Genomic DNA, 14,485 nt, shown 5'->3' with positions numbered 1-14,485 from the left:
GGAAACCGCGCGAACAGAACCGGTGCGCGCGAACAGGACCGGTGAAGGGGATGGCTAGCCGGGAAGTCACGCCGTCGTGCTGGGCGTAGCGATGCGGAGGTGTGCCCGTCCCGGGTGGAACTCAGGCCTCGTCGACCGAGGGTGTGTGGCCGGGTGAGCCGAGGTCAGGCGTGTCGCCGGGTGAGCCGAGGTCAGGCCTGGTCGGCGGAGGCCGCGCTGTCGTCGCGCGAGCGCCGGATCAGCTGGTCGACGTCGGCGAGATGAAGGCTCATGGCGCGGCTTGCGGCCGCCGGGTCACGGGCCTCGATCGCGTCCCGGATCGCCTGGTGACCGGCCAGTGAGGACCGGCGGCCCTCCGGTGTGCTGTGGGAGTCCTTGCGCACGGGTGTGGTCCAGGAGCTGACCATCGTGGTGAGCGCGGTCAGCAACGGGTTGTGACTTGCCCTGGCCAGCGTCAGGTGGAACCGGATGTCGAGCTCGAGGGACTCGGCATCCAGCAGGTTCTCGTGCGTGGCCTGCAGGATGTCGTCCATTTGCAGCAGGTCGGCGCTGGTGGCGCGCAGGGCGGCGAATTCGGCGATCTTCGGTTCGATGACCGTCCGTAGCTCGGCCACATTGCCCAGTTGGCGGTCGGCCTCGGCCAACTCGGCCAGACTGGTGTACAGATCGTCGACCTGGGTGGGCGGGGCCAGCACCACGGTGCCGCGGCCGGGCCGCCGCTCGATGAGGTGCTTGGCCTCCAGCTGGTGCAGGGCTTCCCGCAGCGAGGTCCGTGAGACGGAAAGCGACTCGGCCAGTTCCCGCTCCGAAGGCAGCCTGTCACCGGGGGCGAGTTCGCCCAGCGCGATCATCTGTTCCAGGTGGGCGACCAGCGCGTCACTGATGCTGTGAGCACGGGAACGCAGCGGCGGAACCTTCGCCACTCCCATGCCCGTTACCTCCTCGACGAATGTGCGCCCAGCGTACCGTGTGCGATCACGCCAGGCCGGGGCTTCTGGCCAGGGCCTGGTCCTGTATCGACAATCCTCCACGATCATGTCCACGCGCCGAAGTCGCTCTTGCGGATCAGGCAGTGGACGCCCTTGACGTCGTCCACCACCTGGCTCACCACGAAATCGGCCGCGGCGCTCAGATAGGCGTACCCGATGTCCGTCGGCACCTGATAGATGTCGGCAAGCACACGGAGGGCCTCGCGGACCGCTTCGCGGAAAGCCTCGTTCAGATCGCGGTGCAGCCCGAGAGCGATCCAGTGTTCCGGGGTCTCACCGAAGGGCCGCCGCAGCAGCCCCAACAGGGCACTGCTTTCCGCCTTCGGCAGTACCGTCGCCCGGAGGGTCGCGCGCAGGGGGGCCTCCAGCGCGGTCAGCGCCACCTCGCCGTGGCCCTGGGCGTAGTGCGGGTCTCCGACGAACAGTCCGGCGCCGTCGACCTGCACCGGCAGGTACAGGCTGGTGCCGGAGACGAGGTCCTTGACGTCGATGTTCCCGCCGAACGGTCCGGGCGGCACCGAGTGAAGCGGGGTCGTACCGGCGTGCGTCACCCCGACGAGCCCGAGGAACGGGGCGAGAGGGAAGCGCAGCTCACGGCCTCCCGGCGTCTCTATGCTGCCCGTCAGGTCCGCCGCGGCCCGGCAGAACGTCGAGACGGTACCCGACTTCTCCGGGTTGCCCGGATCGGGTACGAAGCCCGGATGTGGCGGGTGGGGGAGCTCCCCGGCCAGGGCACCGTAGCCGTGCCTGCTGGAGATGACGCCGTACGGGGCGCGCGGCACGAGGTCCAGGAAGTCGACCCGCAGGACATCCCCGGGTTCTGCCCCGCTGACGGCGATGGGCCCGGTGGTGACGTGGGGTCCGTCGCCGGCGGGGTCGCGGACGGGGTGACCGGCGGCGATGTCGACGGCGTCGCGCAGCACGTCCGCCGGATCGATACCGAACTTCCCGAAGAAGGCGACGGGGTCCCTGCCCTGGTCCTCCATGATGCCCTCATGGGACACCGTGTCCACGGTGATCGTCTCCCCGGAGCCGATCTGCGCGACGGGTGTTGCCCCTTCGGCGGGAAGCCACCCCCAGGTGACGGTGGAGCCGGTCGACGCAAGGTAGTGGCGACCGTGGATGGGTCCCTCATGGGGCTGAAGGAGGGGCAGACTCATGGGTGGTTCCTTTCCGGGAGGCCGGCGATGAGGTCGATCTCGATGTCGGCCCCCACGGCGAGGCCGGTGACGCCTACACAGGTGCGGCTCGGCAGGGGGCCCTTGAACCAGGTTGCGTAGGCCTCATTGAAGTTGTCGAAGCCGCCGAAGTCGGTCAGGTAGACCCGGACCATCAGCACGTCGTCGAGCGTGAGGCCGAACTGCCGGAGTACGGCCTCCAGATTGCGGCGTACCTGCTCCGCCTGGGCGAGCACGTCGCCCTCCACCAACCGGCCCGTGGCCGGGTCGGTGGGCATCTGGCCGGTGACGAACACCAGCGATCCGAAGCGGGTCGCGTGTGCGAAGGGGCCCACCTGCGGGGGCACGCCGTCCCCGGGCGAGAAGACGAAGGTCTCCTTCCCGGCTGGGGCATCGGCTGGGACTGTCATGCGACCCCTCCCATGGTCTGCGCTCCCATGACTCGCAGGAACCTGGCGGTGGCCGGATGTTCGGGGCGGGTGAGGAGTTCCTCGGCCGGCCCCTCTTCGATGACCGAGCCGTTGCTGATGAACACCACCCGGTCGGCGACCTCCTGGGCGAAGCGCAGCTGGTGGGTGGCGATGAGCATGGTCAGTCCGTCCTCCCGGGCGAGGGTGCGGATCACCTCGAGTACTTCGTGGACGAGTTCCGGATCCAGGGCGGAGGTCGGCTCGTCGAGCAGCAGCACCCGGGGGCTGGGCGCGAGCGCTCGGGCGATGGCCACGCGCTGTTGCTGACCGCCCGAGAGGTGCCGCGGCAGGGCGTCCGCCCGGTGAGCGAGACCGACTCGTTCGAGCAGCTCGGACGCTCTGCGTTTCGCCTCGTCGGCCGGTAGCCGGTGGACCCACCGCAGTGGCCCGGCGACGTTCTCGAGGGCGGTGAGATGGCTGAAGAGATTGAAGTGCTGGAAGACCATGCCCACCCCGACCTCCGCGCGGGCCCGCGCGATTTTCGCGGGGGAGAGCGGCCTTCCGTCCTCGCCGTAGCCGATGCGGCGGCCGCCGATCAGGACGGACCCTGAGTCTGTCTCCTCCAGGTGGTTGATGCTGCGCAGCAGGGTGCTCTTGCCGGACCCGCTCGGCCCGAGCAGCGCCACGACCTCGCCGGTTCGGACGGTCATGTCCAGCCCGTCGAGCACCACGTGCGGTCCGTAGTTCTTGTGCAGGGAGTGAACCCTGACCGAGGCCGGCGCTCCGTCGAGAGTGGCCAAGCGGGCTTCACGCTCCCGCGGCTCGGGCGCGGCCGGCGGCATCCATGGGTCGTCGTCTGCGGCGCGCTTCGTCGGTGCTGCCACCAGTTCCGGCGTGGCGGCGGGCCGGCGGATCGGCAGCAGCCGGTGTACCCACGACCGGGAGGCGGGACGGTCCAGGTCGAGCGCGCGTTCGACCGCCAGCTGGATGGCGCTGATGCCGCCGGTGAGGACGAGGTACATGACGCCGGACGCGAAGAAGACGGAGAAGAAGTCGAAGGTGGACGAGGCGAGTTGGGTGCTGCGCAGGGTCAGTTCCTGGACGGCGATGAAGGATGCGAGCGAGGAGTTCTTGAGGGTGGTCACAGCCTCGTTGCCGAGGGCGGGGACCATGAGGCGTACCGCCTGCGGAGCGATGACTCGCCGCATGGTCACGAGCGGCGTCATCCCGAGCGCCTGGCCGGCGACGACCTGGCCCTTGTCCACCCCGAGTACGCCGGACCGGAAGACCTCCGCGATGAAGGTGGCCTCGTTGGCCGCGAGCGCGAGCCCCGCCGCCGTCAGGGGGCTGAGCGTCAGGCCAAGGTGCGGCAACGCGTCGTAGGCGAAGACCAGTTGGAGAATCAGCGGCGTGCCACGGAAGATGATCGTGTATCCGCGGGCCACGGCGGACAGCGACCGGTGCCGGGACAGCTGCATGCTTGCCAGGGCGAAGCCGAGCACCAGACCGCCGAGCAGCCCCAGGGCGGTCAGCTCCAGGGTGACGAGAATGCCCTGCAGCAGATACGGCAGTTCGAGGTAGTGGAGGAACTGGGACATCAGCCGGTCACCAGCCGCGGCGCCTCCAGGGTGCCCGTCTCGAGCGACCACTTCTTGAGCAGCTTCGTCTGTGTGCCGTCCTTCTGGATCTCCACGAGAGCGTCCTTGATGGCGTCGCGGAACTGTGTCTTGCCCTTCGGAACGGCGATGCCGATCGAGTACGGCAGCGTCACGGCGGTCGCCTTGGCCAGCTCGTCCGGGTGCGCCGCGACCGCCTGCGTCACCGTGTTGACGTCGTTGATGTAGGTGTCCGCGCGGCCGGCGAGGATGGCCTGGATGCACTGCGCGTTGTTGTCGTACAGCTGCACCTGAGGAGCCGGCCGGCCGGCTGCCTTGCACGCGCCGGCCAGGTCCTGGACGAGGGGCACTTCGACGAACCCGGTGTTGAGTGCGGCGGTGGCTCCGCACAGGGAGGTGTTGATGCCGGTGAGCTTCTTCGGGTTGCCCTTGCGGACCAGTACCCCGTCGTAGACCTTCGAGTAGGTGACGAAGTCCGCTGCCTTGGCGCGTTCCGCGGTGGCGTAGATGTCGGAGATGACGAGGTCGGCCTGGCCGCTCTGCAGCGTGGGCAGCAGCGCGGGGAAGGCCACTGGCTTGTAGTCGAGCTTGAAGCCGAGACAGTTGCCCAGAGCGGTGCCGAGATCGATGTCGAACCCGACGTATCTGCTCGGATCCTTGGGGTCGAGCGCTTCGTAGCCGGGCGTGTGCGGATTGAGGGCGTTGGTGAACGTCTTGCCCGCGAGTTCCGGATGAGCGGATTGCAGCTGCTTGCAGGCCGGCGAGGCCGTGGTGGTCGAGGCCGCGGTGTTCGACGACGACCCGGTTCCGCAGGCCGTCAAGAGGGCGGCGGAGGCGGCGGACGCCACGGTGATCGACAGAAGGGGGCGCATGGAGGAGTTCCTCTCGTTCGGGGGTGGGGGAGGTTGGTCCGATGGTCCGACCAAGTGCTCACACCATACGAACGGCTAATGGTCGCGTCAGTAGTCGGGAGTGAACGTCACGGCGTTCTTACCTGGATGCAACAAAGGTCGGTTGTCGCAGCGCTTGCGGACATGTGCAGGTAACCGGGCGGCCTTGGGTGGTACATCCCAGGAAATGTCCGCGGCCGGCCGCGGAAGAAATACGCGGATCGGCGACGATGCGGGTGCCGCGTGACGAAGGGGGCGCTTCGCGGCATCCCGGCGGGTCACCGCTCAACGGCGGACGGACACCGCCAACGGACGGACACCGCCAAGGAGTCACAGAGTCACAGAGTCACAGAGTCGCGGACCTGCGGGAATCACCGGCCCAGCCCCCTACGTCCCAACGCCCACGGATGATGGCGGATGGCGGATGGCGGATGGCGGACGTCAGATGTCCTGTTCGGCCCAGATGACTTTGCCCGCAGAGGTGTAGCGGGTGCCCCAGCGTTGGGCGAGTTGCGCGACGAGGAACAGGCCGCGGCCGCCCTCGTCGGTCATCGCAGCACGTCGCATATGGGGTGATGTGCTGCTGGCGTCGGAGACTTCGCAGATCAGGCTCCTGGTGCGGAGCAGTCGGACCCGGATGGGGGCGTTGGCATGGCGGATGGCGTTGGTGACGAGCTCGCTGAGAATCAGCTCGGTGGAGAAGCCGAGGTCGTCCAGGCGCCATTCGGTCAGCATCCGGGTGAGCGCGGATCGCACGGCGGAGACCGCGGCAGGGTCGGAGGGCACATCCCAGGATGCGATCTGCTGCGAGTCCAGGCTGCGTGTGCGTACGACAAGCAGAGTGACATCGTCACTCGACCGTGCGGGCAGCATGGCGTCCAGGACGGCGTCACACGTCTCCTCCGCGGACCGGTCGGGGACGGTAACGGTGCGGCGCAGTATCTCGATGCCGACGTCGATGTCGTCCCGGTGCGCCTCCAGAAGGCCGTCGGTGTAGAACATCAGCCGGCTCCCTGCGGGCAGCTGTAGTTCGGCCGTTTCGAAGGGCAGTCCGCCCAGGCCCAGAGGTGGCCCGGGAGGCATTTCCGGGAAGGTGGCGACGCCGTCGGGGGTGACGACGGCCGGCAGGGGGTGGCCGGCGCGGGCCATCGTGCAACAACCGGAAGTCGGGTCGTAGACGGCGTACAGGCATGTGCTGCCGGTGATCCCCGGCCCTCCGCCCTCGACGGGCCCCTCGCCGTCAAGACGGTCGACCAGGTCGTCGAGTCGGGCGAGGAGTTCGTCCGGGGGGAGATCCAGAGCGGAGAAGTTGTGGATCGCGGTGCGCAGTCGGCCCATGGTGGCGGCGGCCTGAATGCCGTGGCCGACCACATCACCCACGACCAGGGCCACGCGAGCGCCGGACAGGGGAATGACGTCGAACCAGTCCCCGCCGACTCCCGCCCGTGCGGGCAGGTAGCGGTAGGCGGCCTCCACGGCCTCATGATCGGGCACACCGCGGGGGAGCAGGCTGCGCTGCAGTGCCTCGGCCATCGCGTGTTCGCGCGTATAGCGGCGGGCGTTGTCCAGGCACACCGCGGCGTGCGCGACCAACTCCTCGGCGAGGGAAAGGTCGTCCCCCTCGAACGGGTCCAGCTTTCCTGAGCGGTAGAAGGTGACCAGGCCCAGGACGACTCCGGAGGCGCGGAGCGGAACCGTGATGAGGGAATGGATTCCGTGGTCGAGGAGAAGCCTCTCACCGCGTACGGGGTCCTGCGCCAACCAGCCGGGTGCGACGTTGAGGTCCGGTTCGAGCATCGACCGTCCACTTGTGAGGCAGTGTGCCTGTGGCGTCCCTTCGACGAACCTGAACACCTCGCCCACGGGGTAGAGAGGGCAGTTCTCCCACATTCCCTTGACCGCTATCCGGTGGACGTCCTCCTCGCGGTCGGCGGGGTCCTCGCCGTGCAGGACCGAGTCGAGCAGATCGACCGTGACGTAGTCGGCGAGCCGAGGGACCGCCACCGTGGCGAGCTGCTCCGCAGTTCTTGACATGTCGAGGCTGGTGCCCAGATGCATTCCCGCGTCATGCAGGAGTTGCAGGCGCTGCCGGGTCCGGATGGCGATCTTCCCGACGGCCGGCTCGCCCACCAGGAGGAGTCGCTCCATGCCGACGGCCCCGGTGGTGGGCGGCAGGACGCCCTCGGACTCTTCGGGCGCACCGGCACCCGTCGGGTACGCATCGGCCGGGCCCGACGCGGGGAGGGGCATCGAGGTGATCGACAGGGTGTTCGCGACCGGATACACGGAGAGTGGAGCCACAGTGACGATCCGGTCAGGTTCCCGGGGAAGGATCGCCTCAACGGCGGCACCGGCGATTCCGGAGGGCGTCACGAGCGGCCGGCACAGGAGCGTGACCACCTGGCCCTTGGAGATCGGGACCTCAGCGACACCCCAACTACCCGCGGAGAACAACTCTGTGGCCTTCTCCCTCAGGATCTGTTGATCCGCCCACCCCAGCTCGCTGTTGCTCAGCGCGTCCGATCCGGCCGAATTGACGTGCGGGGACCCAGTGTTGGGGCGTGCGCCCCTTCTGGCCTGCATGTACGCCCTGAGCAGAGCGCGCTCCCGATCCGTGCTCTGCTCCATCAGCCGCCGTTCGATGGCGGTGGCCGCGTCGCGGACCACGGTCGCCATGCCCGGCTTCGCGTCGGTGCTCCAGCATGTGAGGTCCACAGCGCCCTCGATGCGCCCGCTGACCGGATCGCGCACGGGGGCCGTGAAGCACGCGTACGGCTGGAGGCATTCGGCAAAGTGCTCCGCGCCCAGAACGACGTGGGGTCTCCGCTCTGCGAGCGCGGTGCCGATGGCGTTCGTGCCCGCGATGCGCTCGGAATAGCGGAATCCCGGGGCGAACTGGATCTTGTCCAGATGCTTGGTGAATGAGCGTTCCCCGGTGTGGCGCTGCAGCAGCCGCCCCTCGCCGTCGGTGAGGACCACGCTCGCGTCGGAGCCCAGGACGGTCGTGGCCAGTCGGCCGAGCACCGGAGCCGCCGCATCCATCAGGCGTGTTCCCAGGTCGAGGTCCGACACATACGGAAGCTCGAACCGGTCAGGCAGGAGCCCGAGAGCCTGGCAGCGTTGCCACGACCTCAGGATCGGCCCACGCACGCTGCTGTCCAGGGGCTCACCGGTGACGAACCGCTCATGAGCGCGCGCGCTCGGCTCGGAATGCCCTTCCTCCCAGAAGCCGATCATGCAGATCACCTTTTCGATGCAGGCGACTGTCCGCGCTGGTTAGCACTATTTCGACATTGTATTCCGATTGATATAATTTTGGACGACTTCGCAGATTTACTACAACTGCGGTTTGGGGTCCGCTCGTCCGCACTCCGTTTGCCTCGGCCGCGTAAGGGTCGTCGGTCGCGTGACCGGTAATGCGGTCAGGGCGGCCCGCCCGCAGCCCGCCCGGCCCAGCCCCGCCCGGGCGACCGCCGTGTGTGTTGCCCTTGCGTGGGGTGGTTCGTCCCGTCTCCGGGTGCGGCGGTCGGAAACGGCGGGGTTTCTGAGATGTTTCCGTTGAACCGTTGACTAGGTTCGATTCGGCACCTACTGTCCTCCTCAAGTCCTCTGACGTCTGAGGTGTGAGGAGCTGGGAATGGCTGAACGACGGGACCTTGTCGACACGGTGGCTGACGCGCTGATCCGCGACATCACCTCGGGCAAGTACCCTGCAGGTTCCACCCTTCCCAATGAGCAGGACCTCGCCGCTCGCCTGGGCGTGAGTCGACCGACCCTGCGCGGGGCTGTCAAAAGCCTCGTCAGCAAGTCGGTTGTCCAGGTGCACCACGGCAGGGGAATGTTCGTCAATCCGGTGTCACAGTGGTCTGCGTTGGACCCGCAGTTGCTGGCGCACCGGGTCGGCTCCGATCCCTCGCTGCCCAAGCGTCTGATCGAGGCCCGACGGTTCATCGAGGCGGCCGCCTGCGAACTCGCGGCCACCCGGTGCTCAAAGGAGGATCTCGAGAATCTGGAAGCAAGCCTCTCCGACATGACCACCGCGGCCGAGGCCGCGGATGTCGAGGGCTTCGTCCGGGCGGACCTCGAGTTCCACCAGGTTATTCTCAGCGCGTCACACAACCCCTTCATTGCGGCGCTGTTCGATCCCATCAGTCAACTGCTCCATGTCACGCGGACCCAGACCTCCTCCCACGCGGAGATCCGGGACCACGCGATCGAACAGCACCGGCTCGTCCTGGCGGCCTTGAGCAGCCGGGATCCCGAAGCCGCCAGGCTGGCCATGATCGGTCACATGAGCCAGACCGAAGAAGACTTCGACCGCTACGTCGTTTCCGCCGGCTGACTGCCGACGGTCGACGCGACTGAATAGCGGTCGCCACCGTACAAACCTGTACGGGCCCACGGTTTCTCACCCCGAAGCCACCTCGCACGTACTCCTGAACACTGTTCAGTCCGCACCGGAACAGCCATGTCCCGACCCGGCACGTCGCCGCGCGACGCCCCGGCCGGCGTGACGCTCCGGCAGTGGACCGTGTCCTCCCGGCTGTGCCGGGCGGCAAGCTCCCGTCGTCAGTGCGGGGGCCCGTCTCTCCCTCTTCGCCCGCGCCGCCGGGGTGCCTTCCCCCGCTGTGCCTCCCTGTCCTCGAGCCGATCCGGCACGAGGACCGATGTCCCACACTCCGAAGGAGGCCCCCGGTGTCCACCGGATCCTCGATTGCTGTGCTGCACACCAGCTTCGTCTTCGTCAACGTCGAGCCAATGATCAACAACTACCTCGCGGAGCTGGCGCCCGACGCCAAGGTGATGCACTTCGTCGACAGCGACGTGCTCGCGACCGTGATGCGGGACGGGTTCATCTCGCCCGCCAGCGCTCACCGCATGGTGCATCTGGCCCAGGCCGCGGAAGCCGCCGGAGCCGACGTGATCTTCTCCGCCTGTTCCTCGCTGGGGCCCGCCATCGACGAGGCCCGGCGCGTGGTGTCCGTGCCGATCATCAAGATCGACGACGCCATGGCCGCCGCGGCGGTCGACGCCGGTGACGTGATCGGTGTGATGGCGACGGTTCCCACCACGCTGCCGCCCACTCGCGCACTGGTCGAGGAGAAGGCCCAGGCCGCGGGGCGTTCCCTCTCGGTGATCGAGCACCTGTGCGAAGGCGCCTTCGGCGTGCTGATGTCCGGAGACCGTGACGGTCACGACGCCCTGGTCCTGGAGGGGGCGCGCAAGCTGGCAACCCAGGTCGACGCGATCGTGCTGGCCCAGGCGTCCATGGCGCGGCTGGCCCCCGCCATCGCCGAAGCCGTCGGCAAGCCCGTGCTCTCCAGCCCGCGCAGCGGTGTGGAGAACGTGGTGCACGTGCTGAACAGGCAGTCGGCATGAGCCTGACCGCCCCTCACCACAAGGCCGGGCCGGGCCGGGCGCGCCGCACCGACGTGCTGGCGGGCCTGCCCGGGCCCGCCGCCGCCGGAGCCTGGGACGCCCTTCTGCGGGAGGCCTTCGCACAGGACAGTCGCCGGATCGTGGTCCTCGACGACGACCCCACCGGGACGCAAACCGTCCACGACGTTCCCGTGGTGACCCGGTGGAGCGTGGAGGACCTGCGCTGGGCGCTGACACGTGACAGCCGAGTGGCCTACGTCCTGACCAACACCCGCAGCCTGGACGAGGCGGCGGCCGCGGCCGTCAACTGCGAGGTCGTGACGAACCTGCTGACTGCCGCGGAGGCCGAGGGCGTGCCCGTGAGCGTGATCAGCCGCGGCGACTCGACGCTCCGGGGCCACTTCGCTGCCGAGACGTCCGCGATCATCGAGACGCTCGGCGCGGGAGGGCAGCACGTCGACGGCGTGATCTTCTGCCCTTCGTACCTTGAGGCCGGCCGGGTGACCGCCGGAGACGAGCACTGGATCGTCGAGGACGACTGGCTCAGGCCGGTGTCCGACTCGCACTACGCCACCGACGCGACGTTCTCCTTCTCCACCTCCCACCTGCCCGACTACGTCGAGGAAGTGACCGGCGGGGGGATCCGGGCGCAGGACGTTCTCAGCATCGGTCTCGAGGACATCCGTTCCGGCGGCCCGAACCGGGTCGCAGCCCTGCTGCGCGAGCTGAGCAACGGACGGGTCGCCGTGGTGAACGCCGTCGAGGCCACCGACCTGGAAGCGGTCCTCCTGGGACTCCTGCAGGTGGAGGCGGAGGGACGGCACTTCCTCTATCGCACCGGCCCTTCGTTCGTCAGGGCCCGGGGCGGCATCAGCGAACGTTCCCCGCTGCGGGGGAAGGAGATCTACCCGAGCGGACCCCGTGGCGGCCATGGCCTGGTGGTGGTCGGGTCCCATGTCGCTCTGACCACTCAGCAGGTCACGACGTTGCAGGACAGCGGCGAGGTGGAGCGCGTCGAACTGGACGTCCGCTCGCTGCTCGACCCGGCGGAGGCCGATCGCGCCGTCCGGACGGCCGTGCGGCAGGTGCTGTCCGCGCTGGAGCGCAGGGACGTACTGCTGGTCACCAGCAGGGAACTGGTCACTGGCGGTGACGGGCGAGAGAGCCTGGCCATCGCCCGGGCTGTCTCCGAGGCTCTGGTCACCACCGTCGGCGAGGTCGTCAGGACGCGGTCCCCACGCTTCCTCCTCGCCAAGGGCGGCATCACGTCCAGCGACGTGTTCACCTACGGCCTGGCCTGCAGCCGGGCCAGGGTGCTCGGCTCGCTGCTGCCGGGCATGGTCTCGGTCTGGCAGGCCGAGGACGGCATCGACGTCGGCCTTCCGTACGTGGTGTTCGCAGGGAATGTCGGGGGCGGCGACGACCTGCTCGCGGCCGTCCGCATATTGAATGGAGACACCTCTTGCTGAGCGTCAACGCGGGCGAACTCATCGCCGCCCGAAAAGAGGGTCGCGCGGTCGGTGCGTTCACCACCTACAACATGGAGACGACGATCGCGCTGTGCCGGGCCGCCGAGGCGGCCGGCAGCCCCGCCGTCCTGCAACTGGGAGCGAGCGCCTTCCGTCACGTCGACCTCGGGGTGCTCACCCGCCTGGTTGTCGACGTCGCGGCCGCGTCGGGTGCCTCCCTGGGCGTCCACCTCGACCACTGCCGCGACCTCGCGGAGATCCAGGCATGCCTGGACCTGGGGTGCTCGTCAGTCATGATCGACGGATCCCACCTCCCCTTCGAGGAGAACGTCGAGCTCACCAGGGCCGCCGTGTCCGCCGGGCACAAGGCCGGGGTGTGGGTGGAGGGCGAACTGGGCGCCATTCCCGGCGAGGAGGACCGCTCGGTGTCCGCCCGACCCGAGGCACTGTTCACCGACCCCGCTCAGGCGGCTCAGTTCGTGGAGCGCACCGGAGTGGACGCGCTGGCGGTGCAGATCGGCAACGTGCACGGCTTCAGTGCCGACGGCGGTCGGCTCGACCTCGACCTGCTGGCCGACATCGCGGCCCGCGTCCCGGTCCCGCTCGTTCTGCACGGCGCCTCGGGCATCGAGGACGACGTACTGCGCGCGGCGATCCACCGCGGCGTCGCCAAGATCAACGTCAACGCGGAGCTGCGGCGGGCGTGCTTCGGCGCCCTCGACGAGACCCTGGCGCCTGCCCGGGAGGACGGCTACCACCTGCAGCGCGTACTGAACGTGATGCGGGACTCCGTCGCGGCGGCAGCCGAGGACCGCATCCGGCTGTTCGCCGGGCTGCCACGAGGAGGGCAGGAAACATGACCAGTCCCACCACCGAAGACATCCGCACCGGCGGCGCCGCCACCGTTCCGGCACCCGACCACGCGCTCCACCAGGGGTACCTGGCAGAGCATGTGAGCAAGGCGTTCTCCGGCGTCACCGTCCTCGACGACCTTTCCCTCGACTTCCGTCCCGGCGAAGTGCACACCCTGATGGGTGAGAACGGCGCGGGCAAGTCGACTCTGCTGAAGATCCTCTCCGGCATCTACCGGGCCGACTCCGGACAGTTCAGCATGGACGGCACCGACGTTCCGCTGGGAAGCCCGCGCGCTGCCCTGGAACAGGGCGTCTACCTGGTCCCGCAGGAACCCTCGCTGCTGCCCCATCTGTCCGTTGCCGAGAACCTCTACCTCGGCAACAGCCCCAAGCGCGGCCGCGGGCTACGGCTCCTGGACTGGACGCGGATGTGGCGGGGGGCCGAGGAGATCCTTCCCCTGGTCGGTCTCTCGGTGGACGTCAGGACCCCGGTCGGCGCCCTCACCATCGCCCAGCAGCAGCTCCTCGAATGCGCCCGTGCGCTGGTACGCAAGTCCCGGGTGATCTTCTTCGACGAGCCCACATCCCCGCTGACCAGCCACGAGGTCGAGCGACTCTTCGAGGTCATCGATGACCTGAAGCGACAGGGCTATGTGCTCGGCTTCATCAGCCACCGCATGGACGAAGTACTCGAGATCAGCGACCGCATCTCCGTGCTGCGCGACGGTCATCTGGTCGGAAGCGTCGAAGGCCCCGGGGCCGATCCTGCGGACCTCGTGCACAAGATGGTCGGCCGCGCCATCGACCTCGGCCGCCGCAAGGAGACCAGCCACGCCACCGACCGGACGGTCATCGAGGTCTCAGGGCTGAGCAGCCCACCGGCTTTCTCCGACGTCTCGTTCACGGTCCGCCGCGGCGAGGTGCTCGGATTCGCCGGCCTGGTCGGCAGCGGACGCACCGAGATCGCCGAGACCATGGTCAACCTCAGGGGCCGTACGAGCGGCACAGTGACCATCGACGGCACGCACCTGACGTCCCTTCCGCTGCACCGGATCATCGACGCAGGGTTGGTCTACCTGCCGGAGGACCGGGCCAAGAACGGCGCCTTCCTGGACATGACGGTCACCCAGAACGTCTCGGCGAGCGTCGTCAACCGCCTCCGTTCGTCGAAGTTCGGGCTCCTCGACCTCGGTCGCGAGCAGCGCGAGACGGCGGAGATGGCGCAGCGGCTGAAGGTGCGCGCCGCCTCGCTCGACCTGCCCATCCGCTCGCTGTCCGGCGGCAACCAGCAGCGCTGTCTGTTCGGCAAAGCACTCCTCACCTCCCCGAAGGCCGCCGTCTTCGACGAGCCCACCCGCGGGGTGGACGCCGGCGCCAAGGAAGACCTCTACGAAGTCATCGACGGCCTTGCCCAAGAAGGGCTCGCAGTCGTGGTCATCTCCTCCGAGCTGGAGGAACTGGTCCGGCTCTGCGACCGCGTCCTGGCCGTCTACGAAGGCCGGATCGTCGGAGAGCTGACCGGCCAGGAGATCTCCATGGCGAACATCGGCCGACTCATCCTCGGATCCGCCGAGCCCGAGGCCTGACCAGCAGCACCACGCAACTCCCCGCACCCGACTCCCCGCATCCGCTGCGCAGCTCACCTCCCCGAACGGCAGCGCGCCCCACACTCCGCACCCCCAGCCCACCCGCGCCAGGAG

11 protein-coding genes are annotated in these 14,485 nt (G+C 68.7%); 5 read left to right on the top strand and 6 right to left on the bottom strand.

What is annotated here, in order from left to right; translation table 11 throughout:
- Positions 1-191 precede the first annotated feature (191 nt).
- The 6 genes from ACFYPC_RS26490 to ACFYPC_RS26465 all read right to left on the bottom strand — a co-directional run bounded on the left by ACFYPC_RS26490 (position 192) and on the right by ACFYPC_RS26465 (position 8,320).
- Positions 192-929: a FadR/GntR family transcriptional regulator gene (locus tag ACFYPC_RS26490; protein ID WP_388680862.1), complete on the bottom strand. Its 738-nt coding sequence runs from the start codon at positions 927-929 to the stop codon at positions 192-194.
- Between the two features lie 104 nt (positions 930-1,033).
- Positions 1,034-2,149 carry an acetamidase/formamidase family protein gene (locus ACFYPC_RS26485; RefSeq protein ID WP_388680859.1) on the bottom strand — a complete coding sequence of 372 codons (1,116 nt, stop codon included), beginning with the start codon at positions 2,147-2,149 and terminating at the stop codon, positions 1,034-1,036.
- Positions 2,146-2,577: a RidA family protein gene (locus ACFYPC_RS26480; RefSeq protein ID WP_388680856.1), complete on the bottom strand. Its 432-nt coding sequence runs from the start codon at positions 2,575-2,577 to the stop codon at positions 2,146-2,148. The genes ACFYPC_RS26485 and ACFYPC_RS26480 overlap by 4 nt, the downstream gene beginning before the upstream one ends.
- On the bottom strand, positions 2,574-4,175 hold the full coding sequence (locus ACFYPC_RS26475) for an amino acid ABC transporter permease/ATP-binding protein (RefSeq protein ID WP_388680853.1): 1,602 nt from the start codon (positions 4,173-4,175) through the stop codon (positions 2,574-2,576). Before ACFYPC_RS26475 ends, ACFYPC_RS26480 begins: the two co-directional genes overlap by 4 nt.
- Complete coding sequence (locus ACFYPC_RS26470) at positions 4,175-5,065, bottom strand: ABC transporter substrate-binding protein (RefSeq protein WP_388680850.1); 891 nt, start codon at positions 5,063-5,065, stop codon at positions 4,175-4,177. Before ACFYPC_RS26470 ends, ACFYPC_RS26475 begins: the two co-directional genes overlap by 1 nt.
- A gap of 459 nt (positions 5,066-5,524) precedes the next feature.
- Positions 5,525-8,320, bottom strand: a complete 2,796-nt coding sequence (locus tag ACFYPC_RS26465; RefSeq protein ID WP_388680847.1) for a SpoIIE family protein phosphatase — start codon at positions 8,318-8,320, stop codon at positions 5,525-5,527.
- Between the two features lie 400 nt (positions 8,321-8,720).
- Between ACFYPC_RS26465 and ACFYPC_RS26460 the strand changes: the two genes are divergently transcribed.
- The 5 genes from ACFYPC_RS26460 to ACFYPC_RS26440 all read left to right on the top strand — a co-directional run bounded on the left by ACFYPC_RS26460 (position 8,721) and on the right by ACFYPC_RS26440 (position 14,371).
- Positions 8,721-9,425, top strand: a complete 705-nt coding sequence (locus ACFYPC_RS26460) for a FadR/GntR family transcriptional regulator (RefSeq protein ID WP_388680844.1) — start codon at positions 8,721-8,723, stop codon at positions 9,423-9,425.
- A gap of 353 nt (positions 9,426-9,778) precedes the next feature.
- A complete protein-coding gene (locus tag ACFYPC_RS26455) occupies positions 9,779-10,462 on the top strand; it encodes an aspartate/glutamate racemase family protein (protein WP_388680841.1) in 684 nt (227 codons plus the stop codon).
- Positions 10,459-11,931: a four-carbon acid sugar kinase family protein gene (locus tag ACFYPC_RS26450; protein ID WP_388680838.1), complete on the top strand. Its 1,473-nt coding sequence runs from the start codon at positions 10,459-10,461 to the stop codon at positions 11,929-11,931. Before ACFYPC_RS26455 ends, ACFYPC_RS26450 begins: the two co-directional genes overlap by 4 nt.
- The gene (locus tag ACFYPC_RS26445) at positions 11,925-12,791 is read left to right on the top strand and encodes a class II fructose-bisphosphate aldolase (protein WP_388680835.1); all 867 of its coding nucleotides are present in this window, start codon (positions 11,925-11,927) and stop codon (positions 12,789-12,791) included. The genes ACFYPC_RS26450 and ACFYPC_RS26445 overlap by 7 nt, the downstream gene beginning before the upstream one ends.
- Positions 12,788-14,371: a sugar ABC transporter ATP-binding protein gene (locus ACFYPC_RS26440; protein ID WP_388680832.1), complete on the top strand. Its 1,584-nt coding sequence runs from the start codon at positions 12,788-12,790 to the stop codon at positions 14,369-14,371. The genes ACFYPC_RS26445 and ACFYPC_RS26440 overlap by 4 nt, the downstream gene beginning before the upstream one ends.
- Positions 14,372-14,485 lie beyond the last annotated feature (114 nt).

The sequence above is a fragment of the Streptomyces sp. NPDC005808 genome (assembly GCF_042871385.1).
Taxonomy (GTDB): domain Bacteria; phylum Actinomycetota; class Actinomycetes; order Streptomycetales; family Streptomycetaceae; genus Streptomyces.
Note: the sequence above shows the minus strand (reverse complement) of the source record. Positions and strands in the feature narration are given on the sequence as shown.